The sequence below is a fragment of the Streptomyces sp. NPDC000594 genome, assembly GCF_040299965.1.
Classification (GTDB): Bacteria; Actinomycetota; Actinomycetes; order Streptomycetales; family Streptomycetaceae; genus Streptomyces.
This window is the reverse complement of sequence record NZ_JBEPCY010000001.1, coordinates 75,578-98,605: the sequence shown is the minus strand read 5'-3', so window position 1 is coordinate 98,605 and position 23,028 is coordinate 75,578. Positions and strand designations below refer to the sequence as shown.

21 protein-coding genes are annotated in these 23,028 nt (G+C 70.9%); 8 read left to right on the top strand and 13 right to left on the bottom strand.

Annotated elements, in window-relative coordinates:
• Position 1: 1 nt before the first annotated feature.
• From ABT354_RS00135 to ABT354_RS00110, 6 genes are read left to right on the top strand one after another with little or no spacing between them, the layout of a single operon-like run.
• Positions 2–802 carry a class I SAM-dependent methyltransferase gene (locus ABT354_RS00135; RefSeq protein ID WP_351486725.1) on the top strand — a complete coding sequence of 267 codons (801 nt, stop codon included), beginning with the start codon at positions 2–4 and terminating at the stop codon, positions 800–802.
• The gene (locus tag ABT354_RS00130) at positions 799–5,208 is read left to right on the top strand and encodes an alpha-(1->3)-arabinofuranosyltransferase domain-containing protein (protein WP_351488007.1); all 4,410 of its coding nucleotides are present in this window, start codon (positions 799–801) and stop codon (positions 5,206–5,208) included. The genes ABT354_RS00135 and ABT354_RS00130 overlap by 4 nt, the downstream gene beginning before the upstream one ends.
• Positions 5,205–6,581 (top strand): condensation protein, encoded by a 1,377-nt coding sequence (locus ABT354_RS00125; protein WP_351486722.1) that lies wholly within the window; start codon positions 5,205–5,207, stop codon positions 6,579–6,581. The genes ABT354_RS00130 and ABT354_RS00125 overlap by 4 nt, the downstream gene beginning before the upstream one ends.
• Positions 6,578–7,333: a class I SAM-dependent methyltransferase gene (locus ABT354_RS00120; protein WP_351486719.1), complete on the top strand. Its 756-nt coding sequence runs from the start codon at positions 6,578–6,580 to the stop codon at positions 7,331–7,333. The genes ABT354_RS00125 and ABT354_RS00120 overlap by 4 nt, the downstream gene beginning before the upstream one ends.
• Before the next feature lie 3 nt (positions 7,334–7,336).
• Positions 7,337–8,302 carry a DMT family protein gene (locus ABT354_RS00115; RefSeq protein ID WP_351486716.1) on the top strand — a complete coding sequence of 322 codons (966 nt, stop codon included), beginning with the start codon at positions 7,337–7,339 and terminating at the stop codon, positions 8,300–8,302.
• Positions 8,289–8,573 carry a Trm112 family protein gene (locus ABT354_RS00110; RefSeq protein ID WP_351486714.1) on the top strand — a complete coding sequence of 95 codons (285 nt, stop codon included), beginning with the start codon at positions 8,289–8,291 and terminating at the stop codon, positions 8,571–8,573. Before ABT354_RS00115 ends, ABT354_RS00110 begins: the two co-directional genes overlap by 14 nt.
• Here the strand turns inward: ABT354_RS00110 and ABT354_RS38000 are convergent.
• From ABT354_RS38000 to ABT354_RS00090, 5 genes are all read right to left on the bottom strand, one after another.
• On the bottom strand, positions 8,570–8,692 hold the full coding sequence (locus ABT354_RS38000) for a hypothetical protein (protein WP_502983293.1): 123 nt from the start codon (positions 8,690–8,692) through the stop codon (positions 8,570–8,572). The two genes, ABT354_RS00110 and ABT354_RS38000, sit on opposite strands and share 4 nt — an antisense overlap.
• A gap of 20 nt (positions 8,693–8,712) precedes the next feature.
• A complete protein-coding gene (locus ABT354_RS00105; RefSeq protein ID WP_502983292.1) occupies positions 8,713–8,946 on the bottom strand; it encodes a helix-turn-helix domain-containing protein in 234 nt (77 codons plus the stop codon).
• Positions 8,947–9,306: 360 nt separating this feature from the next.
• Entirely contained in the window at positions 9,307–10,359 is a 1,053-nt protein-coding gene (locus ABT354_RS00100) for a MerR family transcriptional regulator (RefSeq protein ID WP_351486711.1), read from the bottom strand.
• Between the two features lie 173 nt (positions 10,360–10,532).
• On the bottom strand, positions 10,533–11,315 hold the full coding sequence (locus ABT354_RS00095) for a HEAT repeat domain-containing protein (protein WP_351486708.1): 783 nt from the start codon (positions 11,313–11,315) through the stop codon (positions 10,533–10,535).
• 218 nt (positions 11,316–11,533) lie between these two features.
• Positions 11,534–12,592, bottom strand: a complete 1,059-nt coding sequence (locus ABT354_RS00090) for a class I SAM-dependent methyltransferase (protein ID WP_351486706.1) — start codon at positions 12,590–12,592, stop codon at positions 11,534–11,536.
• 372 nt (positions 12,593–12,964) lie between these two features.
• Between ABT354_RS00090 and ABT354_RS00085 the strand changes: the two genes are divergently transcribed.
• Positions 12,965–13,912 (top strand): NAD-dependent epimerase/dehydratase family protein, encoded by a 948-nt coding sequence (locus tag ABT354_RS00085; protein ID WP_351486703.1) that lies wholly within the window; start codon positions 12,965–12,967, stop codon positions 13,910–13,912.
• A 5-nt stretch (positions 13,913–13,917) separates the two neighbouring features.
• On the opposite strand, the gene ABT354_RS00080 is transcribed toward ABT354_RS00085, so the two are convergent.
• A complete protein-coding gene (locus ABT354_RS00080; RefSeq protein ID WP_351486701.1) occupies positions 13,918–14,826 on the bottom strand; it encodes a methyltransferase domain-containing protein in 909 nt (302 codons plus the stop codon).
• Between the two features lie 294 nt (positions 14,827–15,120).
• Between ABT354_RS00080 and ABT354_RS00075 the strand changes: the two genes are divergently transcribed.
• Complete coding sequence (locus ABT354_RS00075; protein WP_351486699.1) at positions 15,121–16,389, top strand: activator-dependent family glycosyltransferase; 1,269 nt, start codon at positions 15,121–15,123, stop codon at positions 16,387–16,389.
• Positions 16,390–16,458: 69 nt separating this feature from the next.
• Here ABT354_RS00075 and ABT354_RS00070 read toward each other — a convergent pair whose 3' ends face one another.
• From ABT354_RS00070 to ABT354_RS00040, 7 genes are all read right to left on the bottom strand, one after another.
• Positions 16,459–17,679, bottom strand: a complete 1,221-nt coding sequence (locus ABT354_RS00070) for a cytochrome P450 family protein (protein WP_351486697.1) — start codon at positions 17,677–17,679, stop codon at positions 16,459–16,461.
• A 66-nt stretch (positions 17,680–17,745) separates the two neighbouring features.
• Positions 17,746–18,705 (bottom strand): acyltransferase domain-containing protein, encoded by a 960-nt coding sequence (locus ABT354_RS00065; RefSeq protein WP_351486695.1) that lies wholly within the window; start codon positions 18,703–18,705, stop codon positions 17,746–17,748.
• A complete protein-coding gene (locus tag ABT354_RS00060; RefSeq protein ID WP_351486694.1) occupies positions 18,702–19,943 on the bottom strand; it encodes a beta-ketoacyl synthase N-terminal-like domain-containing protein in 1,242 nt (413 codons plus the stop codon). Before ABT354_RS00060 ends, ABT354_RS00065 begins: the two co-directional genes overlap by 4 nt.
• On the bottom strand, positions 19,924–20,169 hold the full coding sequence (locus ABT354_RS00055) for an acyl carrier protein (protein ID WP_351486692.1): 246 nt from the start codon (positions 20,167–20,169) through the stop codon (positions 19,924–19,926). Before ABT354_RS00055 ends, ABT354_RS00060 begins: the two co-directional genes overlap by 20 nt.
• Positions 20,170–20,173: 4 nt before the next feature.
• Positions 20,174–20,926: a polyketide synthase gene (locus ABT354_RS00050; protein WP_351486689.1), complete on the bottom strand. Its 753-nt coding sequence runs from the start codon at positions 20,924–20,926 to the stop codon at positions 20,174–20,176.
• Between the two features lie 3 nt (positions 20,927–20,929).
• Positions 20,930–21,715 carry an enoyl-CoA hydratase/isomerase gene (locus tag ABT354_RS00045; RefSeq protein ID WP_351486686.1) on the bottom strand — a complete coding sequence of 262 codons (786 nt, stop codon included), beginning with the start codon at positions 21,713–21,715 and terminating at the stop codon, positions 20,930–20,932.
• The gene (locus ABT354_RS00040; protein ID WP_351486683.1) at positions 21,703–22,962 is read right to left on the bottom strand and encodes a hydroxymethylglutaryl-CoA synthase family protein; all 1,260 of its coding nucleotides are present in this window, start codon (positions 22,960–22,962) and stop codon (positions 21,703–21,705) included. Before ABT354_RS00040 ends, ABT354_RS00045 begins: the two co-directional genes overlap by 13 nt.
• Between the last annotated feature and the right edge of the window lie 66 nt (positions 22,963–23,028).

Here is a 23,028-nt window from a genome sequence, read left to right as displayed (position 1 = left end):
GATGCCGTCCCCTGGTCCAAGAGTCCGCGCCACCGCGGACACCCCCGGTGCCCCGTCGGCGAGCGACCGCCGCGCGGCACCGAAAGACCCTTCCCTCAGCCGCTCCTGGGCCCTCTTCCGGGCCTTTATGCGGGAGCAGGACGAGCCCGACACCTGCTACACCCTGCTGGCCCGGGACGCCGCCGACCAGGTCGAGGCGTACGGCGGGCCGGTCACCGGACGTACCGTCGTCGACATCGGCGGCGGAGGCGGGTACTTCACCGAGGAGTTCCGCCGGCGCGGGGCGCACAGCTTCCTCTTCGAGCCGGATGTACGGGAGCTGGGGCCGAGCCCGCCGAAGGGCGCGGTCGTCGCGGACGGCTATCTGCTGCCGCTCGCCGACGGCTCGGCGGATGTGTGCTTCTCCTCCAATGTCCTGGAGCATGTGGAGGACCCCCAGACCTTTCTCAGTGAGATGATCCGCGTCACCCGCCCCGGCGGGCTGATCTATGTCTCGTTCACCAACTGGCTCTCCCCCTGGGGCGGCCATGAGTGGGCGCCCTGGCACTATCTGGGCGCGGCGAGGGCACGGGCCCGCTATGAGCGGCGCACCGGCCGCTCCGCCAAGCACACCCTCGGCGAGAACCTCTTCGCCGTGCACATCGGTCCCACCCTGCGCCAGGTACGGGCCAGGACCGACGTCACCGTGGTCTCCGCCCGCTCCCGCTACTGGCCGTTCCTGGCCGGAGCGGTGACCCGGGTCCCGGGCCTGCGTGAGTTCGCTACCTGGAATCTCCTCCTCATTCTTCGGCGGTGTCCATGACCAGTACGGCCCCAGCGGCCCAGGCTCCCCCTCCGGCGGCCGTCCGGACCACCGGTGCGACCCCGGACCCTCCCGACGGGCCCCGGTCGCGGCGGTGGCTGCTGGGGTTCTGGGCCGTGGTGTTCGCGCTCTTCCTGGCGGTCTCGCCGGGGCGGATGACCTTCGAGACCAAGCTCGGTGTCGCCACCGACCCCTGGCGGTTCATCGGCGACCTCGGACAGCTCTGGCAGAGCACCAGCGGCTTCGGCGGGCTCACCAACCAGTACATCGGGTACGCGTTCCCGATGCTCCCCTTCTACGGCATCGCCGATCTGGTGCAGTTGCCGGTGTGGCTGGCGGAGCGGCTGTGGCTCTCCCTGGTGGTGACCACCGCCTTCTGGGGGGCGCTGCGGCTGGCCGAACGGCTGGGTGTCGGCTCCCGTTCGACACGGCTGCTCGGCGGTGCGGCGTACGCGCTGTGGCCGACGTTCACCATCGTCGTCGGGTCCACATCGGCCGCCGCGCTGCCCGGCGCGCTGCTGCCCTGGGTGCTGCTGCCGCTCACCGACGACCGGTACAGCGCGCGGGTGACGGCGCTGCGCTCGGCGCTGCTGATCCCGTTCATGGGCGGCGTGAACGCGGTGTCGACCCTCGCGTCGCTGCTGCCGGTCGGGCTGTATCTGCTCTCCCGGCCGAACGGTCCACGGAAGGCGCGGCTCATCCTGTGGTGGAGCGGCGGGGTCCTGCTGGCGACGCTGTGGTGGGTGGTCCCGCTGCTGCTCCTGAGCAGGTACGGCGAGGACTTCCTCCCCTACATCGAGACGTCCCAGGTCACCACGGACACCATGGCGGCGACGGAGGCCCTGCGCGGCGCCGGCAACTGGGTGGCGTATCTGCACTTCGGTGAGGCCTGGCTGCCCGCCGGCTGGAGTGTCGCGGCATCGGGCCTGGTCATCGTGGGTTCGGCGCTGGCCGCCGCGCTGGGACTCGCCGGGCTCGCCCGGCGGGATCTGCCGGAGCGCCGCTGGCTGGTGCTGACCGTGCTGACGGTCGCGCTGCTCACCCTCGCCGGGTACTCGGGGAAGTTCGGCGCACCGTTCGCGGGGCCCGTCCAGGATCTGCTGGACGGGGCGCTGGCACCGTTCCGGAACATCTACAAGTTCCAGCCGGGTCTCGCGCTCGCCCTGGTGCTCGGGCTCGTCCATCTCACCGCCGTCGCCCAGCGGGAGCGCGGGGCGCGCCCGGGGCACGGGGTGCGGTGGGGACGGCGGTACGCCCCGCTGATCGCGGCCGTACTGGTACTGCCGGGACTCGCCCTGCCGTATGTCAACGGATCCATCCTCCAGCCGGGTTCGTTCACCAAGCTGCCGACGTACTGGGAGGACACGGCCGACTGGCTGAAGAAGAACTCGCCGGACAGCCGGGCCCTGGTGGTCCCGGCGACCGCGCACGGCGTCTACACCTGGGGCTCCCCCATCGACCAGCCCCTCGATGTGCTCGCCGACTCCCCCTGGGCCCAGCGGGACTATGTGCCGTTCGGTACGCCCGGGAACCGCCGCGCCATGGACGCCGTGGAGCAGGCCCTGCTCACCGGCGCCGAGATACCGGGGCTGCGGGACTTCCTGAACCGGGCGGGGCTGCACCATGTGGTGGTCCGCAATGATCTGGACCCGGACCAGCTCGGATATGTGCCGACACCGACCGTGAAGCGGGCGCTGGAGCAGTCCGGCTATGAGCGGGTCAAGGGCCTCGGCCCGGTCATGACCGGGGGAAGGATCGCGGACGACACCCCCATCCAGGTCGAGGGGGTGTACCCGCGCCAGCGGGCGGTGGAGATCTTCGCGCCCGCCGTGGGCCCCCGGCCGCCCGGCCGGGCCGGAATCCACGCCGCCGCCGATACGGCCGTGGTGTCCGGCGGACCGGAGTCGCTGCTGCCGCTCGCCGGCGACCCGTCGCTGCGCGGCCGGCCGGCCGTGCTGACCGGGGACGGGCACCCCGGCGTCGACACGCCGGCGCTCCAGGTCACCGGGGACGGGCTGCGGCGCGCCGACACCCGTTTCGGCCTGGTGAACACCAACACCTCGTACACGTACACCAAGGACGAGCGCAACCACCCCGACAGTGTGCAGGATCCCGGGGACGCACCTCATCAGATCCTGCCGACCAAGGGCATCGCGCGTCAGACGGTCGCGGAGCTGCGCGGGGCGCGTGCGGTGACGGCGTCCTCCAGCGGCAACTGGCTCTTCCATCTGCCGCAGTACGACCCGGTGAACGCCTTCGACGGCAATCCGGACACGGCATGGGCCGAGGGCGCGCACGGCAGCGCGAAGGGACAGTGGCTGCGGATCGCGTTCGACGGGAAGAAGCGGATCCCGTCGTCGCTGGAGATGACCCCGCTCCCCCAGAACGGGGTGCGGTCCGCTCCGACACGGGTGAAGGTGGAGACCGAGCAGGGCAGTGAGACGAGCCCGCTGGCGACCGACGGCAGGACCCAGGAGGTCGCGGCGCCCGAGGGTGAGACGCGCTGGGTGAAGTTCACCATCGTGGGCGCGGAGGCCGGGCGGCCGGGGCTGACCGGTGCCGGGTTCGCCGAGATCGGGATTCCCGATGTCACCGTGACCCGGATGCTGAAGCTGCCCACGGACGGCGCGCGTTCGAAGGCGGCGGCCGAGATGGTGTCGCTGCACCGGTCCTCCGACCCGGGCGGGCTCTCCCCGGCCGGTACGGAGGCGGGACTGCACCGCTCCTTCACCACCGGCACGGCCGGAACGCATGACGTCAAGGTCAGCGCGGTGCCGGTGCCCGGCAACGAGCTGGACAGGCTGCTGTACCGGGTGGCGCCCCGGCAGGTGGCGCAGATCGTCGCGACCGCCGACTCCACGGCCCGGCTCGGCCCGGGGCTGGCGGCCCGCAACCTCACCGACGGTGATCTGACGACCGCGTGGATCGCCGGGAACAAGCCGGTGGTCCATCTGAAGTGGTCCGGCAGGAAGGCCGTGGACTCGCTGGTCCTGGTCGGCGCGGGCGGGCTCTCGGCCCGGCCCACAAAGATCGAGATCAGCTCCCCCCACGGCGCGGCCATCGCGAACGTCGACGACAACGGCTGGGCCCGCTTCGCGCCGATCACCACCGACCGGCTCGACATCACGGTCACCCGGACCGCGCCGATGACCCTCCACAACCCGGTCGCCGACGGCGAGCTCCAGCTCCCCGTGGGCCTCGCCGAGCTGCATGTCCCGGGGTTCCCCGAGGGCCGCACCGAGCAGCCGTCCCCCGATGTCGCCTTCACCCTGAAGTGCGGCGAGGGGCCGGCCCTGGCGGTCGACGGAACCCTCCACGCCACCAGCGCGACGGGCACCGTCAGGGCCCTGGTGGAGCGGCGTCCCATCGAGGTGACGCTCTGCCAACGGGGCGAGCGGCAGCCGGAGCTGTCCCTCGGCGCGGGTGAGCACCTGATCGAGGCCGGGGACGCGGGTCCGCTCGCGATCACCGAGGTGACCCTCACCCGGGGCGAGCCGGCCGCGCCGGCCACCACCGGCCGGGAGCTGACCGTCGGCGACTGGCGGGGCGACCGCCGTGAGGTGTCGGTCGGCTCGGGCGCCACCGCGTATCTGACGATGTACGAGAACTTCAACGACGGCTGGAAGGCGACCCTGAACGGCAAGGAACTCCCGTCGCTCCGGCTCGACGGCTGGCAGCAGGGCTTCGCGATCCCGGCGGGCGAGGGCGGCACGGTCAAGCTGGAGTACGGGCCGGCCCGGGTGTACGAGGCGGGTCTGATCGCGGGCGGGGTCGCCCTGCTCGCACTGATCGGTCTGGTGCTGTTCCGCAGGCGCGAGGAGAACCCAGAGCACGCGACCGGGACCGCGCCGGGACCGGTGCCGAGCGGACCCGGGACGATCCTCGGGACGGTGGCACTGACCCTGGTGGCCGTGGTGGTCGCGGGCTGGTTCGCGCTGCTGGTCCCGGCGCTCGCGCTGATCGCCCTGCGGCGTCATGCGCTGCTGGTGCCGATCGCCTTCGCCGCGATGGCGGGGGCGGGGATCGCGGCGGCCACCGGCGCGGGTGAGGCCCCGGCCGCCGGGGAAGGGGCGTTCGGGTACGTGGCCCAGCTCCTGGCGTTCATCGCGCTGTTCGCGGCCCTGGTGACCGTCGGAGGGCTCGGGCGCCTCGGGCGACTCGGGCGGGTCACCGATACGGATCCCGGCTCGGGCTCCGGATCATCGGCCTCGGGCTCGGGACAGGGCTCCGGCTCCCGCTCGGCCTCCGGATCGGGCCCGGGTCTCCGCTTCGGGCTGGGCAGGGCCGGGCTGGGCAAGGACAAGGGGGCCGGTGCGGGTGCCGGTTCCGGATCGGGCGCCCAGCCGGATTCCGGGCACCCGGGTGCCCCCGCAGGCCCCGATGCTCCCGGAGGTGGCATCCAGTGACCGCCGTGGATGGTCCCGCGCGCTCCGGGCCGGCCGGACGGCCCGCCCTGGTGCCGTTCCCCGTCGTCGACGAGGTCACCCGGCACTGCCTCCGGGCGGAGGAGCCCGAGACCATCCACATCGAGATCCGGCTGCCGGGGCGGCCCGACCCGGCGCGGCTGCGGCGGGCCTTCACCGCCGCGCTGCGCCACCACCCGCGCGCCCAGGTCCGCCAGGCGCCGGGCCCCTGGTACCGGCGCCGCTACTTCTGGGAGCTGACCGAGGGACCGGACCCCGGCGTGGACGTGGTGACGGTTGCGGAGCCGGAGCCCGGGGCGCTGGAGCGGGCCAGGGAGCGCTGTCTGGCCTCGGCTCCCCCGCTGGCGGCGTCCCCGCCGGTCCGGCTCGAACTGGTCGAGGACCCGGAACGGCCGGGCGGTACGGCCCTGTTCCTCACCGTCAACCACACCGCGCTGGACGGCCCCGCGTCGCTGCGGGTCCTCGCCACCGCCGCCGAGTTGTACGGCGGCCGGGCCGATGTCCCGGCGGCACCCCCGGTCCGTACCGCCCCCGGGGTCCCGGCCCCGGGGGCGCCGGGGTCGTCCCCCTGGGCACCGTCCGCCCGGGTGGCGCGCGGTGCCCCGTCCGGTCCCCCGGGCAATGGCCTGCTGGTGGCCGACCGGGCCGTACCGCGCCGCCCGCCCGGCGCCGGATACACCGTGAACGATCAGCTCCTGGTCGCCACCGCGCTGATGATCGCGGACTGGAACCGGGAGCACGGCGCACCGCCGCGCCCGATCCGGATCACCATGCCGGTGGACGACCGTCCGCGCGGCGCCGATATGCCCATCGGGAACGGCACCCGGCTCGTCGAAGTCCCCTTCACCGTGGCCGAACTGGCCGCCGGTGGGCGCGCCGCCGCGCAGCACGATCCGGTTGGCCTGGGTGAGCTGCTGCGCCGGACCGCCGACCGTACCCGCGCCCTCACCTCCGTACCCCGCCCGCAACTCGGCGCCGCGGCGGTTCTGCTGACGGCGCCGGTGGTGCCGGTGGTATGGCGGGCCGCCGTCACCCGCGGCCTGCGGCGGGCGGCGGAGCCATGGACCTCCACGACGCTGCTGAGCAATATCGGACGCGTTCCGTACGCCCTGGACTTCGGGGACGCGGGCCGGGCGGACGCCGTGTGGTTCTCGGCGCCCGCCCGGATGCCCCGGGGGCTCAATGTGACGGCGGCCTCCACCGCCGGGCGGCTGCATCTCGCGCTGCGCTGGTCGAAGGCGCTGCTCGACCGGGAGGACGGGGCGAGGCTGCGGGAACTGTTCGAGCGGTACCTGGACGCGATGGAGAACGCCACCACCGGGAACGGCGGGGCGACGGAAGGAGGCCCGGGATGACGACCACCGCCCGGTCGAAGACGGACCCCGCCGCCCCGCCCCGAGGGCTTCGGGAGTTCTACGAGAATCCCGCCGTGCCCGTCGCCTCCGGGGACGCCCGCAGTCTGCGGCAGGCCCGGATGCTCGCCGCCGCGCTCGGCCCCGCCGCCGTGCGCCCCGCCGTCGTCCTCGACGTCGGCTGCGGTGACGGTACGGCGGCGGCCACCGCGGCGCCGCTGCTCGCCGGGCACCGGGTCATCGGCGTCGACTGGTCGCAGGACGCCCTGCGCCGGGCCCGGACCCGGCTCACCGACGTGGTGCGCGGTGAACTCAGCCCCGGACGGCTGCCGTTCGGGTCCGGGGTGGCCGACGCCGTGCTCTTCAGCGAGGTGATCGAGCATCTGGTGGACCCGGACAGCGCCCTGGACGAACTGCGGCGGGTCCTGCGCCCCGGCGGCCATCTGATGCTGTCCACGCCGAACCTGGCCGCCTGGTACAACCGGGCCCTGCTGCTCGCCGGTGTCCAGCCCGTCTTCTCCGAGGTCAGCCTGCGCGCCATCCACGGCCGGCCCGGCAGCGAGGTGGTCGGACATCTGCGGCTCTACACGGCCCGCGCGCTGCGGGAGTTCGTGGCCGCGTCCGGCTTCGAGGTGGTCCGGGTCGCGGGTGCGCCCTTCCACGGGGTGCCGCGCCCGCTGCGGCCGCTGGACCGGCTGGTGTGCGCGGCCCCTTCGCTCTCCTCGATCCTGCTGCTGCACGCGCGGAGGATCTAGGCGATGGGGTGGGGGGTGGCCGCCGCACTGCTGGCGAACCTGCTCTACAGCACGGGATTCGTCCTGGAGAAGCGGGCGCTCGGGAGCATGCCCGCCGTATCGGTCCGGCAGCCCGCGCGGCTGCTGCGGCTGGTCATCGGGAGCCCGCTGTGGATCGGTGGCTCGCTGGCGCTGGCCGCCGGGTTCGGTGCGCAGCTCGTCGTCTACCGGACGCTGCCGATCGCCGCCGCGCAGGGCATCTTCGTCTCCGGTCTGGTGCTGCTCCTGCTGCTGTCGGCGCGGCTGCTCGGCGAGCGGACCTCGGGGCGGGAGCGGTGGGCGATCGGGGCGATCCTCGCGGCCCTGGTGATGGTGGTCCTCTCCCTGTCCCCGGAGACCGACACCGTGGGCGCCGACGCGCCGGTGCCGCTGGTCCTGCTGGTCTGTGGGCCCGCGCTGGCGGCCGGGCTGTGGCTGTACGCGGTCACGGAGCGCCGGGCCCGGCGGCCCCACCGGAAGCCGACGACGGGGGTCGGGTACGGGGTCGCCCTGGGCCTGCTGTACGGGGTGAGTTCGCTGGCGATCAAGGGGGTGTCGGGCCGGCTGGCCGGGCTGCCCGACCGGCCCGGCGCCGTGCTGCTCGGTGTGCTGGGCTCCCCGTACCCCTATCTTCTGCTGTTCACCGGCGTCTTCGGGCTGATCATGTCGCAGGCGGCCCTGCAACGCTGCCGGGTCTCCCTGATCGTGCCGGTGTGCACGACGGTGACCAGCGTGTTCGCGGCCATACTCGGGACATTCGCCTTCGGTGAGGCGCTGCCCGGCGATCCGGTGCGGCTGGCGCTACGGGTCGCGGGGACCGTGCTGGCGGTGGCGGTGCTCCTCGCGATGCCGCAGCACGACCGGCCCGAGGCGCCGGAGGCGGCCGATCCGACCGGCCCACCGTCCCCGACGACCACCGCCAAGGAGCTGACCGCCCATGAACGCCGATGACCCGCTGCTGGGCATCCTGGTCTGCCCGCTGGACAAGGGACCGCTGCGGCTGGTGCGGTCCGGCGCCGACCCGGCCGGTGACACGGCCCCGGCCGACGAGGCCTCCGGCGGTGACCCCGGTGGCTCCGGTGACGCCCTCTACAACCCTCGGCTGCGGCGCCTCTACCCCATCGTCGACGGCGTCCCCCATCTGCGTCCGTCGTCCGGGACGCCGGTCCCCGCCGGGGAGCACGAGCGGCTCACCGCCCAGCTCTCGCGGCCGCCCGCCTAGGGCCTCTCGTCGCCGCCCAACGCCAGATAGTGCAGGAGTCGGCCGAGTGCGTGGGCCCGCACCTCGGCGTAGTTCGGACAGCTGGTGGCCGGCCCGTCGGGGTGCAGGATCAGCCGCATCACCTTGGCGCGGGGCTCCGTCAGATGCGGCGGGAGGACAGCAGCAGGCCGTTCCGGTCGCGCAGGGGGATGTCGAGGTGTTCGGCGAGCCGGAGCACCATCGCGCGGCTGGGCCGGGCGCGGCCGTTCTCGACACAGGACAGATGACGGGTCGAGGTGTCCGCCTTCAGCGCCAGGTCGAGCTGGCTGAGCTTGCGGCGGTGTCGCCAGTTTCGCAGTAACAGCCCCACCCGGGGCAGTTCATCCGTCTGCATGATCCACACGATAGTCAGCGGCCCGGTCGCCGGACCATGACCTCCGAGGTCATGGAGTCCACGACGTCGCCCGTGCCACGGTGGGTCCTCGCAGCCCATCTGGAGGAGATCCGCGATGACGCATGCCCTGTCCACCGTCGACACCGCGACGCGCTCGTCCGGAGCGGTGCGGTTCCTCCGCCTGGTGCTGCGGGTCGACAGCGCGAGCACCGGGGTGATGGCGGTCGTGCTGATCGCGGGCTGTCCCGTGATCCCGCCCGGGCTGGTCCGGGCCGTGATCGGGCGTCGGCCTGCGGCGCATGGCCACCGCCGGATGAGGCGGTGGCCGCGCGCCGGCCGGTACGGGGGCCTCCCGGCCGGTCAGATCTCCGCAGGGGTGCCGTGCGGTCCTGCGGTGTTCTCGTCGGCTCGTCTGTCCACCACGTCCACCAGGGCCGATGCCACCAGGGCCACGGCCGGGTCCCGGTCGTGGACGAGGTGGCGCAGCATGGTCCGCGCGGTGGTTCCCTCCAGTTCCACCAGGGCCTGGGTGAGCCGGATCCGTGTCGCCGAGTCCGCGGTGGGCGCGACCAGCGCGTCGGCGAGGGCGGACTGGATCCGCTCCGCACAGGCGGGGTCCCGGGAGAGTGTTCCGAGCGCCTCCGCGGCGCCCACGTCATGGGATCCCTCGACCACCATGCCGACCAGGGCCGGCACGGCCGCGGCCACTCCGTGGGCACCGAGGGCCAGCGCGGCCCGCTCGCGCACCGTGGCGTCCGGGTCCCCGAGGGCGTCCGCGAGTACCGCGACCGCCTTCGGTTCCCTGGGCATCTCGGCGATGGCCAGCACCGCGCGCCGCCGGATCTCCACGTCCTGGGAGCCCACGGCGGCGGCCAGCGCCGCCACGCCCTCGCCACCCGTCCGGGCCAGCGCCCAGCGCAAGGCCCCGGCGACATGGGGGTCGGACTCGGCCAGGACCGCCCCGACCAGCAGCTCGACGGGAACGGATGTGTCCTCCGGCGGGGTCAGGACGGCCTGCTGCCGGCGGGCGGCACTGGTCGAGTTGAGTTCCCGCATGAGTTCGATGACGCGCAGGACGTCCTGCCAGCCCGTGGGCGCCGACGCGTCGATCACCCGGAGCCGTTCCAGCAGTTCCTGTTCCCGCGCCAGCCGGTCCTCCGTCCACTGGATGAGATCGCTCACCAGGGCGGACGGGGTGAAGGCCGGGTCCTCCAGCGCGCGCCCGATCTGCTTGAGCGACAGCCCGAGGGACCGCAGGCTCTCCACATGGAAGATCCTGCGGACATCCTCGGCCGAGTACTGGCGGTAGCCGCCGACGGTGCGGCCCGTCGGCCGCACCAGCCCCAGGGCGTCGTAGTGCCGGAGCATGCGGGTGCTCACCCCGGAGCGACGGGCCACATCGCCGATCAGCACAGGACGGTCTCCTAGGGAGTTTCTTAGGGATCAGGCTGGATCAGGGAGCGGGGTCTGGTGCCGTGCATCGCAAGGCGGAGGATTGAGCCACTGCGGAGCATTGGTGATTGACGACAACGCGGCGAGGTGCGGTGCCAGGGCACGCGAGCCCAGCAAGATCCATAAGAGACGACCTAGGCCTCGGTGGCCGGAGCGGCCGGGTCCGCCTGGTCGGGGTCGGCCGCCGTGGCCGTCCCCGCGGCCTGGCCGGCGGCGGCTTCTGCCGCAGCCTGGGCCGCGGCCGCCTCGGCCGCGGCCGCCCGCTCCGGGCCGAGCCTGACCGCGCGCTTCGCGTCCTCGATCGCCGCGTCGAAACCGGTCTCCGGGTTCCGCCGGAGCATCTCGGTGGCGCGGGCGTGCGCCGCCACGTCCGGGTCCGGGTGGTCCGAGGCCTTCTCCAGGGCGGCCTTGGCCACTTCGCCGAGGTCGACGATGGCCCGGCTGAGGCTCAGCTGCACACCGCGGTTGCCCCGGCCGAGCTGGAGGACCAACTCCTCGACCAGGTCCTTCTCCTCGGCCTCCGGTACGAGGACGACCGCCACCCGCCATGCGGTCCGCGCGACCTCGTCATCGGCGTCGCGCAGCATGTCACGGGTGATCCAGGCCCAGGTGCTCTTGTTGTCGATCTTGGAGAGCGTGTGCAGGGCCTGGCTGCGGGCCTGGTTGTGCTCGGAGTCGAGCTCCCGGCGGATCCGGGGCAGGGTGATCTCCGACGGGAGGCGGGTCAGGGCCCAGGACAACATGTCCCGTACGAAGAAGTCGGGCTCGACGGCGCATCGCTCGACGAGCGCCTCCAGAACGACGGGGTCGGGGTTGGAGCCGGCCGCCAGGGCCGCCTTGAGCCGGATCGAGGGATCCTCGGCACTCAGGGCGTTGATCAGGCGGGTGTGCTGCGCGGTCACATCGGTCGTGGTCATCGGAACTACCTCCTGCACCCCAGTGGAAACCTTATCACCGTGTCAAGGTCAAGCCCGTTCCCGCCAGATGGGGAAATCCGCAGGTCACAGCCGTGAAAACGGAGACGGCGACCGGGCGGGGAACAGGGCGGGCACCAGGGTACGCACCGGAGGAGCCCCGGCGGTACCGGGCACCCGGCAGCCTTTCGGCCGTCAGGGCGCCCGGCGGCCACACACCGTCAGGACGTCTTGCGCGCCAGCACCCGATAGGTGTTCGAGAGGCCGCGACCGCCCCCGATCGACGCGGAGACCCGGTCCACCAGATAGGCCAGCACCAGGACCGGCACACTCGCGTTGAAGGCGACCTTGCGCAGCAGCGCGCGGGCCCGGGTCGGCGGGGCCGATCGCCAGGCCAGGTCCTCCCCGCCGATCAGCCCGGCGTTGATCGACAGAACCGCCGCACTGACGACGTCCTGCCCGTTGTGCGGTTCGGCCCGCTGCTCGGAGACGACCGTCAGCCCCAGGGACTCCAGTTCGGAGCGGAGGTTCCCGATCGGGATCATGTGCAGATGCTGGGGCTGGAGCCAGGAGATCCACCACTTGCCGAGGACCTTGGCCCAGGCGCACTCCGGGTCGGGCAGTTCGATGGCCAGATGCCCGCCCTCCGGCAGGGCCGCCGCCGCGGCGGCCATCTCCGCCTTGGGGTCCGCCGTGTGCTCCAGATAGTGGTACATGCTGATCACGTCGTACTGACCGGCGAACCCGGGGGCCAGCTCGATGAAGCTGCCCTGGTACGCCTTGCGGAGCCGCCCCTTCTCCTGGGCTATCAGCACTCCATCGGTCCGGTCGAGTCCATCGAACTCGGTATCCGGCAGGACTCTCTTGGCGTCGGTCAGGAAGTGCCCGTGCCCGGTCCCGACATCGAGCCACTGCCGGGGCTTGCCCTGCGCCGCGACCATATGCGTCCGTCCGTCGTGCCCGGCCTGCTTGGTCCCGAAGATCTTGTTCATGTTCTCTTCGCCGAGACCGTCGTAGAAGTCCCGGTAGTAGAACTCCAGTCCGACGTCGTTCAGCTGGGGATTCTGGAAGACATGCCCGCAGTCCCCGCAGGATTCCAGGACGAAGACGCCCGGCTTGTGCTGCATCACATCCGTGGTGCGCAGCAGGACGCCGAGCTTCCGGGAGTCGCACCACGGGCAGGAGTCCCTGCGCTCATCGAAGAACCTGTCGGTTCCGGCGGCCAGGTCTGACAGATAGGCCGGTCGGCGCTCGGCGACCGCATCGCTTCTCGTTGTCATGCGCGCGATGCTAGCCGTTCGTGATCCAACTCAGCGAGGCCCCGAACGCAGGGGAAGGAGTGCCGGCCGGGCAGGGTGAAGACCCGGCAGGCCGGTGCCCCGGATGGTGGGGTAGTGGCGGAACCGGGCTCCTGGTACGGTGCGTTGGCGTTGATCACGACCGTCTGCGGGCAGGAACATGTGCCCACCGCACCGTACTGCCGAACCGCACGACGCGCCACCGCCCACCCGGACCGCTCCCTCCGAGACCAGAGCTGCCGATATCCAGCGCCTTCCCTCGGGTCTCGCGATCCGGCAAGTCCCCTGGGCGGGTGCCTGCTTCCAGCCGGCCGGAGGGTGACAGGTCACCGGCTCTCTTCATGGGGGAAAAGGATGCCCGCAACACTCCTGCCGCAGAACGACCGCCACCGGCCCGCGCCCGTCGTGGCCGTGGTCGGCGCAGGTGGATTCCTCGGCACAAGGGTCATGCGCGCACTGTCCGGAGCAGGAGTCGAGGCACTCGCCTTCACGAGCGCGGCACCGGCAGTTCACGGTACGCGGCTCGATCCCGCGCTCCACCACTGCGACATGGTCTTCTATCTGGCGAGCCGGATCACTCCGGCCATCGCCCAACGCGAACCCGAGCGTGCCGTCCAGGAGGTCACCTCCTTCCGGACGTTCCTCGACGCCCTGCGCGAGAACCCCAGACGGCCGGTCGTGACCCTCACGGCGTCGGGCGGCACCGTGTACGACCCGGGGTGCGAGCCGCCGTACGACGAGCACTCCCCCGAGGGCCCGAGCAACGCCTATGGCAGGGCCAAACTGGAGCAGGAGAAGGCGCTGGCCGCCGCGTCGGACTGGCTCGCTCCCGCGGTGCTGCGGCTCTCCAATGTGTACGGCCCCGGACAGCACACCACCGCGGGGTACGGAGTGATCGGGTACTGGATGCGGGCCCTGCTGGCGGGTGAGAAGCTGCGCATTCTCGGCGACGGCGGGTCGAGCAGGGACTATGTGCATGTCGACGACGCGGCGAACGCCCTGCTCGCCGTCGTCGGCAGGGCCGACGCCCTGCGTGCGGCGGACCGGCCGACGGTGCTGAACATAGGCGCCGGGGAGCCCACCTCACTGGACGACCTGCACAAGCACCTGGAGGCCACGGTGGGGCGGCCGGTTCCCGTGGAGCGCGAACCGGCCCGCCCGTTCGACCGCAGGGATGTGTGGCTGGACATCGGGCGCGCGGCCGAAGTCCTCGGCTGGCGACCGGAGATCGGGCTGGCCGAAGGGCTCGCCGACACCTGGCGGTACCACCTGAGCCAGGAGCGGCGGCCCAACGGCCGCTGAGAACCTCAGCCCTGCGAGGGGCGGCGCAGCACCGCGATGATCACTCCGACCGCAGGGTCGTCCTCGATCAGCCAGTGCAGCCGCTTCTCGCCGGGGCCCGCCCGCAGGATCCTCGTGATCTCCGGCGGGACGTCATGGTGCCGGGCGTACTCGTAGACCGCCCCGTAGAACCGCTGCGCGGTGTACTTGGTGTGCTGGCTGATGTCGGTGACCTCGACGACCTCCAGGCCGGCGGCGGAGGCGAACGAGGTGTAGTCCGCGGCCCTGACCAGGGGAGCGGTGTGCCAGGACTCGATGACCTTGGTCAGCGCCGCCTGCTGCACCTTGTCGATCACACTGCCCTGGATCCGCTTCAGCAGTGAGGGCTTGGGAAGGTCGGCGGCGGCGGGCCTGCGCTCCACGAAGTCGGTGAGCGCGAGCGTGCCCCCGGGGCGCAGTACCCGTGCGATCTGCCGCAACGCCTGTACCCGGTCCGGCATATGGACGATGGACTCAAGCGCCAGGACATGGTCGAAGGAGTCGTCGTCGAAGGGCATGTCCAGGGCGTTGGCGTGCTGGAAGCGGGCCCGGTCCGCGCATCCCTCGCGCTCCGCACGGGCGTTGGCCAGCTCCACATCACGGGCGCTGATCGATATCCCGACCAGTTCCGCGCCGGTTCTGGTGGACAGCCGCACACCGGGCGTGCCCACACCGCAGCCGACGTCGAGCACCCGGTCGTCCGGGCCGGGCGCCAGCTTGTCGATCATGATGTCGGACAGCCGGTCGGAGGCCTCCTCGAAGGTGCTCTCGTCCTCGGGGCCGTTCCAGTAGCCGTAGTGCATGCTGCCACCCTGGAATTGGGCGATCAGCCCGTTGGCCGCATCGTAGAACGCACCCACTTCCTCGGGCTTGGGAAGCGATACACCAGTGCTCATCTGAACTCCTCAGTAGATCAGTAGACACGGCTTTACCTGCCGGAACGCTACCAGCGGGCCCACCCGCCGGGCAGTGGTGCAGAGTTCGCAATCCGCCGGAACCCGCACGGTCCGGAAGGGGAAGGAAACTCCCCATGATCATTCCATGTCAGGGGGCATGACGCGTAGTGTGTGGCGCGTACGTCTGGGGGACGATCTCATCACAGCACCGGGCCGGAGCCCGATTTCCGGCCCCGGGTCCCGCCAGGCCGGGTCACCTTGCTTCCGCCGAACTGAACCGAGGAAGTCGACATCATGCGCGTGCTTTTCACCGTAAACCCCGAGAAGAACATCTTCATGTATCTCGTGCCGATGGCTTGGGCGCTGCGAACGGCCGGCCATGAGGTACTGATCGCCAGCCAACCGCGCTTCGCCTCCACCATCACCCAGGCAGGGCTCACCGCGGTGCCCGTCGGGGAGGACTTCGACAAGTGGCAGTGGGGTCGCCAGTACCCGGAGCTGCTGGAGTCGATCCGGCCCGGCCTGACCCCGCCGTGGGATGTGGCGGAGGACCCGGAGGGCGCGACCTGGGAGCAGGTCTCGCAGAGCCACCAGGCCGCGGTGGAGGGCGCGCACCAGGGCGAGGCCGCCGCGGTGATCGACGACCTGGTGGCCTTCGCCCGCCACTGGAAGCCCGACCTGGTGGTGTGGGACTCCTTCAGCTACATCGGCTCCATCACGGCGAAGGCATGCGGTGCGGCGCACGCGAGAGTGGTCTTCGGTGCCGATGTCTTCGGTACGACCCGCGATATCTATCTGCGGCTGAAGGCACAGCAGCCCGAGGCGGAGCGGGTGGACCCGCTGGCCGACTGGCTGGGCGGTCATGCGCGTTCGTTCGGCGGTGAGTTCAGCGAGGACATGACGACCGGCCATGTGACGATCGATCAGTTCCCGCGCAGTCTCCAGCTCGCCACCGACCGCGAGGTCGTACAGACGCAGTTCATCGGGTACGGCGGCCCGGCCGTGGTGCCGGACTGGCTGAAGAGGGCTCCGGAGCGCCCGCGGGTCGGCATGACCCTGGGGCTGACCGCGACCGAGGTGTTCAACGGCTACAACATACCGCTGAGCGAGATCCTCGAATCGCTGGCCGAACTGGACATCGAGCTGGTCGCGACCATCGCCGAGCGCGAGCAGGAGAAGCTGGGAACGGTCCCGGACAATGTCCGTCTCGTTCCCTTCGTTCCTTGGCATGCCATCGTTCCCACCTGCTCGGCCGTGATCCACCACGCGGGTGCCGCGACCCTCGCGACCACCGCGCGCCACCCTGTGCCGCAGCTGTCCCTGCACTACCACTTCGACCAGCCGATGCTGGCCCGCAAGCTGGCCGAGCAGGGGGCCGGACTCGCGATCCACACCACGGAGGCGACCGGGCAGAACATCAAGGAGAGCGTCAGCCGTCTGCTGACCGAGCCCCGGTTCCTGGAGCGCGCCACCGCGCTGCGCGACGAGATCCTGGCCGCCCCCTCGCTCAACGGGCTGGTTCAGCAGCTCGAAGAGGTCGTGACCAAGTACCGCGTCGGCTGACAGCCGGACTCCGGCCGAGCCGCCGGCCCCGCGCTCGCGCGCGCGGCCGGCGGCTCCGCTCCGTCCCGCCTACCGCGTGCCGACCCGTACCGGCAGGGCCTTCAGCGCCCGCAGGACCGTGCCGGGCTTCCAGCGGACGTCCTCGTCGTCGACGTCCAGCTGGATGTCGGGGAACCGGTCGAGCAGACGGCCGAAGGCGATCTCGGCCTCCAGCCGGGCCAGCGGGGCGCCCACGCAGTAGTGGATGCCATGGCCGAAGGCCAGCTGACCGCCGGTCTCCCGGGTGATGTCCAGCTTGTCGGCGTCGGGGAACTGGTCCTCGTCCCGGTTGGCCGAGGCGATGGCGACCACCACGAGCTGGTTCTCCGGGATGACGACCCCGCCCAGCTCGACCGGCTCGGTGGTGAACCGCATCGAGGCGGTGTTCACCGGGCCCTCGTACCGCAGGAACTCCTCGATGGCCCCGGGCAGCAGCGAGCGGTCGGCGCGCAGCGCGGCGAGCTGCTCCGGGTGGCGGAGCAGTGCGAGCACACCGTTGCCGATGAGGTTCACGGTCGTCTCGTGGCCCGCGACCAGCAGCAGGAAGGCCATCGACACCAGCTCTTGGGCGTTGAGCTTGTCGTCCCCGTCGCTGGCGTGCACCAGGTCGGTGAGCAGGTCCTCGGAGGGGTTGGCACGCTTGCTCTCGACCAGCTCGTTGAGGTACGTCAGCAGGGCGGGCACGGCCTCGGCGAGCCGCTCCGGGTCACCGGAGAGCTGCGCGGTGATCCAGCCGCCGAACTTCTCCTGGTCGAGCAGCGGGACACCGAGGAGTTCGCAGATCACCGCGATCGGCAGCGGGGCCGCGAAGGCGGTCATCAGGTCCACCCGGCCCGCGCGCTCCATCGCGTCGAGCAGCTCCGTCGTGACCTCCTCGATCCGGGGGCGGAGCCGTTCCACGGCACGCGGGGTGAACACCTTGTTGATCAGCTTGCGCAGCCGGGTGTGGTCCGGCGGGTCGGAGTTGAGCATGTGCGCCGACAGCTGGGTGGCGAACATCAGCCGCACTTCCTCGCTGTCGGTGTTCTGCTCGATCACCTTCTGTCCGACCTCGACGTTCTTGGACAGTTTGGCGCTGCTCAGGGCGGGGCGGGCGTCCTCGTAGCGGGTCACCATCCACACACCGAGCCCGCCCGGCGCGGTCACCTTGGTGACCGGGGCGTTCGCCCGCAGCGCGCTGTACATCAGGTGCGGGTTCTGCTCGAAGGCCTCTTGCTCGGCTTCGCTCGGCATCGGGCTGCTGTCGCTCATCGGCACAACTCCTCAATCAAGCTCTGTCGACATCGGAAATCCATGCCGAACGTGTGGTGGGGGGCGTCACAGCGCTGCCATGAACGCCTGGAAGTCGCTCATCGACTTCACGTCGTTGCCGAACCGGTTGACGGCGCTCACCTGGGTGGAGCCGTCGTCCGGTCCGCTGAGGTACTTCACAAAGGTGGCCAGGGTGGCGCTGGGGCCGAGGTCGACGAAGGTCGCGCCGCCCTGGGCGGTCAGCTTCTCGATGGTGCGGGAGAACTCGACGGGCTGTCGTACGGCCGCCCAGAGGGCATCGGGCGACACCGTGTCGACCCGGTCGGCCCTGGTGGACGAGATCACCGGGATCTGCGGCGGTGCGAAGTCCAGGGAGTCCATGAGGCGCCGGGCCTGCTCCTCGACGGGGTCGATCAGCTCGGTGTGCACGCCGTAGTCGACGGGCAGCCGCTGGCACAGGACCGACTCCGACTCCAGTGCGCGTTCGAGGGCGTCGATGTCGGCGGCCCGCCCGCTCACGACGAAGTTCCCCTCGAAGTTGCGGCCCGTCACCCAGCACTCCGTGAACAGCGACGCGTGCGTCCGCAGGAGTTCCGACGGGCCGACCACGGCCAGCATGCCGGAGCGCGGGGTCCGCTGTTCCAGCAGCCGCGCGAACTCCACCGCGAAGGCGATGCCGTCCTCCAGCGGCAGTGCCTCCGCGACCACGGCCGCGGTGATCTCCCCCAGGCTGTAGCCGAGGAGGAGGTCGCATGCGTGGCCGAGCTCCTGGACGACACGCGTCAGGCTGTACTCGACGCAGATCAGTGCCGCACTGGAGTCCGCCAGGGAGTCGAACGGGTCGCTCCGCTCCCGGCGGGGGTCGAAGACCGTGTCAAGGAGCGACTTCCCGAGGAGGGGCGAGGCGATCTCGTCGCAGTGGTCCAGCCAGACCCGGTAGCGCTCATGGTGCTGGTAGAGCTCACGCGTCATATGGAAGTACTGGGACCCCTGCCCCGAGTACATGAAGACAACGGGCCTGCTCATCGCCACTTCCTCAGGCAGATCGCCGAGCTCAGGCCGCCGAACCCCATACTGAGGCTGATGGCCGTCCCGACGTCGTACGGCAGCGCCTTCTCCCGCACCCAGCCGAACGAGGGGTCCACCGGGTCCTCCAGATTGCGGGTGGGGTGCAGCCGCCGCTCCCGCATCTGGAGCAGCGTCGCCACGATCTCCACCGCGCCGGCGGCGGTCAGTCCATGCCCGGTGATCGACTTGGTCGCGTTGATCCGCGCATGGCCCAGACCGCACTCGGCGAGGGCGCGCAGCTCGGTGTCGTCACCGAGGACCGAGCCGGTCCCGTGGGGATTGACGTAGTCGATGTCGTCCGCCGTCAGCCCGGCCTCCGCCAGCGCTCCCCGGATGACACTGACCTCCCCCGCCAGCGAGGGATCGGGGTTCCGGTTGCCGTCCACGGCGGTGGCCGTGCCGAGCACCCGGGCGTAGGGCTCGGGGTGGCGGCGGGCGCCCTCCCGCTCGACGACGACCGCGCCGCAGGCCTCCCCGTAGAGGAACCCGTCCCGCTGCCGGTCGAACGGCCGGCACGCCGCGCCGGGGTCGTCGGCGAAGCGCTGGGACCCCATGGCGCCCATGGCCCGGAACGCCAGGAACTCCCAGTACGAGAGGTCCATCAGCGCCCCCAGGGCGATGCACACATCGACCTGGCCCGACCGCACGGCCCGTACGGCCTGGAGAACGGCGAGCTGGCCGCTGGCCGAGGCCCCGCCCAGGGTGTGGGCGAAGCTGCGGATGGGGAACAGCTCGGTGCACAGCCCGCACAGATCGCTGTCCATGAAGGTGAGACCGTAGCTGGGGCGTACGAACTCCGGGTGGTCGACGTGCCGGCTGTGTGCCTGTATCAGCTCCCGCTGCTGGACATTGGAGCCCCCGACGACGAGGCCGATCCGGGTCGGATCGGCCTCGTCGAGACCCGCCTCGTGCCAGGCCTCGGACAACGTCGCCAGGGCGACGCGGGCGGACAGCGAAGCGGTCCGCAGCACCCGGGCGGGAAACTCCTCGGGGACGGACAGCTCCGCGATCTCGGCACCCAGAAAGCGGGCCGCCACCTCGTCCGGCAGCGACCGCCCCGGTCTGCGCATCGGGGCGAAGGCATGGCGGCCTTCGAAGAGCGCGGCGGTGAAGTCGTCCTTGCCCTGACCCACCGCGGTGGTGACCCCGAGGCCGGTGATCACCACATCGCACCGGTCAGGAAGTCGACTTGTCATGGATGAGCTGCGCCAGTTCACCTATGTTGTTCGCGCCCGCCAGCTCGACCAGCGGGAGGGTCACCGACAACGCCTCCAGCGTCATCATGATGATCTCGGCCCGGTCCATGGAGTTGGCTCCCAGGTCCCGCAGCGAGTCGGTGGCCACAAAGGTGTGGCCGTCGAGTTCGGGCATCACCTCGCGGGTGTTCTTCACGATCAGGTCGAGCACTTCTTGGATGGACATGTCGTCAACCGCCTAGGTACCGGGATTGGATGAGGTCGCGAACCTCGGGCTGATGGAAGGTCTTGTCGTGCATCGCCACCTCGCGCTCGATGTACGAGGGGAGTTCGGCCCGCAGGTCCGACACGAGGTGGTCCTTGAGGGTGATGAGGGACACCCGCGGCTTCTCCGCGAGGTTCTCCGCCAGCTCCAGGGCGTAGGGCAGGACCTCGGCGCGCCGCAGGACGGGGAAGGGAACCCCCCGCTCCTTCAGATCGCGACCGTAGAAGGTCCGCGCGGAGAGCAGCATGTCGTGGCCCAGGCTGAAGCCGAGCTTCCTGGGCAGGATCAGCGTCGCCCCCATGCCGGGGGTGAACCCGTACTGCATGAAGTTCGTCGTGTAGACGCTCTCCTGGCTGAGGACGACGAAGTCGGCGAAGAGCCCCATGGCGAAGCCACCGCCGATGCCATGGCCCTGCATCGCGGAGATCACCGGGACGGGGCAGTCCAGGGCCAGCCCGTAGATATTGGAGTCGGTGAAGCTGATCTGCCGGTCCTGGATCTGGAGCAGGCTCTCCTTGGTGCCGCCGCTGGCGAAGTAGTTGTCGTAGCCGGTGAGGACGACGGCCTTGCACCGGCCGTCCGCCGACACCCGCTCGAACGCCTCGCTCAGGCCGTTGATGAGCCGGCCGGAGAAGGTGTTCTTGTGCTCCCTGTCCTGCATGGTGATCTGCACCACGCAGTCTCCGATCTTGGTGTAGCCCACCGGATCGTCCCGCATGTGCTAATCCTCCTCCCAGGGGAACTGTCCCGTGCGGACATAGCGCGCGATCTTGGCCAGGTTCTCCTGGTCGGAGAAGACCTCACGGTTCCCCTCGATCGCCTTCTCCCGGGACGCGACCAGCGTGTCGTCGAGCTCTCCGAGGTACTTCTTGTAGCGCGCGACACCGGTCTTCGGCAGATAGCGCAGCCGCAGCAGATGCCGGCGGAGCAGATTGGCGCTGTTCTCCTCGCAGGCGTCCACCAGCTGCCAGTCGAGGGCCTGCCGCGCGGTGACCGGCTGGGTCATCAGGGTCAGATAGTTGGCCCTGGAGAAGCCGGTCCTCCTGATGAGGAAGGGCATCACACACGCGGGCATCAGGCCGAACAACAGCTCCGACAGGCTGAAGACCGTCTTCTCCTCGCAGAGGACGACATCGCAGGCGGCGACGAAGCCCACCCCTCCGGCGTTGACCCTGCCCCGGACATGCGCCACGGAGACGAACGAGCCGCGGGCGATCGACAGCCAGAGGTCGTACAGCGCCTCGGCGTGCGAGCGCTGGTAGCCCTCACCCTGCGGCGCGGAGCTGATCTCCTGGAAGTCGGCACCCGTGCAGAAGAAGTCGGGCAGGCCTTCGAGTACGAGCACCTTGGCGTGGAGCTCGCAGAACTCGACGACCCTGGTGCACTCCTCGACCAGAAGGCTGCTGATCCGGTTCTCGGCCTCGGGCCGGTTGATCCGCAGGAAGCAGATCTCGTTCTCGAACCGGACCTCGACGGTCCGGAACGCGACGCCGGTCAGGAGATCCACTCGTACTCCCGGTGGAACTCGTTGATCCGCTTCAGGAACAGCCGCTCACGGCTGAGCGAGGACCGGGCCTCGGGGACGGTGGAGCCCGCGAGTTCGACATTACGGGTGCCGAACCTGACCGCGTCGTTGTTCTTGAGGAGCAGGTCGTACTGCGCCATGTCCAGCTCGTACCGGTCGTCCAGGGAGGCCGCGATGCCCATCCCGCGCAGATGCTGCTGGCTCTCCGGCCGCACGACTCCGCTGAAGAACTCCGAGCAGCAGCCGGAGCCGTAGGAGAAGCACCCCACGCGGTGGGCGCCGCCGGACAGATCCGCGTTGTCGATGGTGCTCGCCAGCGAGAGCATCGTGGTCGCCCCCATGATGTTGCCGACCCGCCGGCAGTACGTCAGGCCCGGTCCCATGCGGCGGTTGAAGTCCTCCTCGATGGCCGCGGGGCGCGCCTTGTTCAGCTTGCGCATCAGGTTGCGGTGGGCGCCCTTGACCATCCCGCCGAAGGGCGTGTGGAAGGCCAGGTAGCCGAAGGTGTCGACGAAGTCCACATCGCCCACGCGCCGCTGGTACTCCAGGAAGGCGTTCTCGCAGCAGTCGAGATAGGACAGGAGCGACATCTCGGCGTTGCCCGCCTCGCTGTCGGGCAGCGGCCTGCAGGTGTCCATCACCTCATGGCCGTAGTACCCGCTCGCGCCGACGTCGATCTGGAAGATCTTCGGGTTGTCGCTGACCAGCATGGCGACCGCGCCGGCCCCGCCGCTGGGCTCGGCGAAGGACCAGTCCTCGGAGAGGGCGTCACCGCCCTCGGCCACCATGAACCGTGTGAGGTCCGTGGCGATCACCAGTGCCTTCGCACCGGGCGAGGTCTGCGACAGCACAAAGTTCACCGCGGTCTGCAACGCGGCCACACCCGAGTAGCAGGCGACCTTGATCTCGAAGAGACGGCAGTTCCTCCCCAGCCCGAGCAGGCTGTGGAAGTAGGTACTCATCGACTTGCCGAAGTCGAAGGCCGACTCCGTGGCAGTGATCACCATCTCGATCCGGTCGCGCTCCTCCTCACTGAGCGCGTCGATGATCGGCTTCGCCGCATTGACCCCGAAGGTCACCGGATCCTCGTCCGGCAGTGCGACGGTCTTCTCCTTCATCAGGAGGTTCTCGAACCGGGCGGTGTCGAGTCCGCGGTGGACCGCCAGCCTTCCGACGTCCACGTAGCTCGTACCCGCGAAGACGTTCATGGCCTCAATGCCCACGGGCATCATGAGATTCCTTCCCCTGGCCGACAGCGGCTCGTGCGCCTGCTGTCAACCCTCCTGGCCTGCAAC

Excerpts from the sequence above, each read along its gene's own strand:
- ABT354_RS00110 (WP_351486714.1), top strand. The coding sequence starts at position 8,289 with ATGAACGCCGATGACCCGCTGCTGGGCATCCTGGTCTGCCCGCTGGAC.
- ABT354_RS00065 (WP_351486695.1), bottom strand. The coding sequence starts at position 18,705 with ATGAGCAGGCCCGTTGTCTTCATGTACTCGGGGCAGGGGTCCCAGTAC.
- ABT354_RS00130 (WP_351488007.1), top strand. The coding sequence starts at position 799 with ATGACCAGTACGGCCCCAGCGGCCCAGGCTCCCCCTCCGGCGGCCGTC.
- ABT354_RS00050 (WP_351486689.1), bottom strand. The coding sequence starts at position 20,926 with ATGCGGGACGATCCGGTGGGCTACACCAAGATCGGAGACTGCGTGGTG.
- ABT354_RS00055 (WP_351486692.1), bottom strand. The coding sequence starts at position 20,169 with ATGTCCATCCAAGAAGTGCTCGACCTGATCGTGAAGAACACCCGCGAG.
- ABT354_RS00060 (WP_351486694.1), bottom strand. The coding sequence starts at position 19,943 with ATGACAAGTCGACTTCCTGACCGGTGCGATGTGGTGATCACCGGCCTC.
- ABT354_RS00080 (WP_351486701.1), bottom strand. The coding sequence starts at position 14,826 with ATGAGCACTGGTGTATCGCTTCCCAAGCCCGAGGAAGTGGGTGCGTTC.
- ABT354_RS00040 (WP_351486683.1), bottom strand. The coding sequence starts at position 22,962 with ATGCCCGTGGGCATTGAGGCCATGAACGTCTTCGCGGGTACGAGCTAC.
- ABT354_RS00095 (WP_351486708.1), bottom strand. The coding sequence starts at position 11,315 with ATGACCACGACCGATGTGACCGCGCAGCACACCCGCCTGATCAACGCC.
- ABT354_RS00105 (WP_502983292.1), bottom strand. The coding sequence starts at position 8,946 with ATGCAGACGGATGAACTGCCCCGGGTGGGGCTGTTACTGCGAAACTGG.
- ABT354_RS00075 (WP_351486699.1), top strand. The coding sequence starts at position 15,121 with ATGCGCGTGCTTTTCACCGTAAACCCCGAGAAGAACATCTTCATGTAT.
- ABT354_RS00070 (WP_351486697.1), bottom strand. The coding sequence starts at position 17,679 with ATGAGCGACAGCAGCCCGATGCCGAGCGAAGCCGAGCAAGAGGCCTTC.
- ABT354_RS00115 (WP_351486716.1), top strand. The coding sequence starts at position 7,337 with ATGGGGTGGGGGGTGGCCGCCGCACTGCTGGCGAACCTGCTCTACAGC.
- ABT354_RS00090 (WP_351486706.1), bottom strand. The coding sequence starts at position 12,592 with ATGACAACGAGAAGCGATGCGGTCGCCGAGCGCCGACCGGCCTATCTG.
- ABT354_RS38000 (WP_502983293.1), bottom strand. The coding sequence starts at position 8,692 with ATGCGGCTGATCCTGCACCCCGACGGGCCGGCCACCAGCTGTCCGAAC.
- ABT354_RS00085 (WP_351486703.1), top strand. The coding sequence starts at position 12,965 with ATGCCCGCAACACTCCTGCCGCAGAACGACCGCCACCGGCCCGCGCCC.
- ABT354_RS00120 (WP_351486719.1), top strand. The coding sequence starts at position 6,578 with ATGACGACCACCGCCCGGTCGAAGACGGACCCCGCCGCCCCGCCCCGA.
- ABT354_RS00135 (WP_351486725.1), top strand. The coding sequence starts at position 2 with ATGCCGTCCCCTGGTCCAAGAGTCCGCGCCACCGCGGACACCCCCGGT.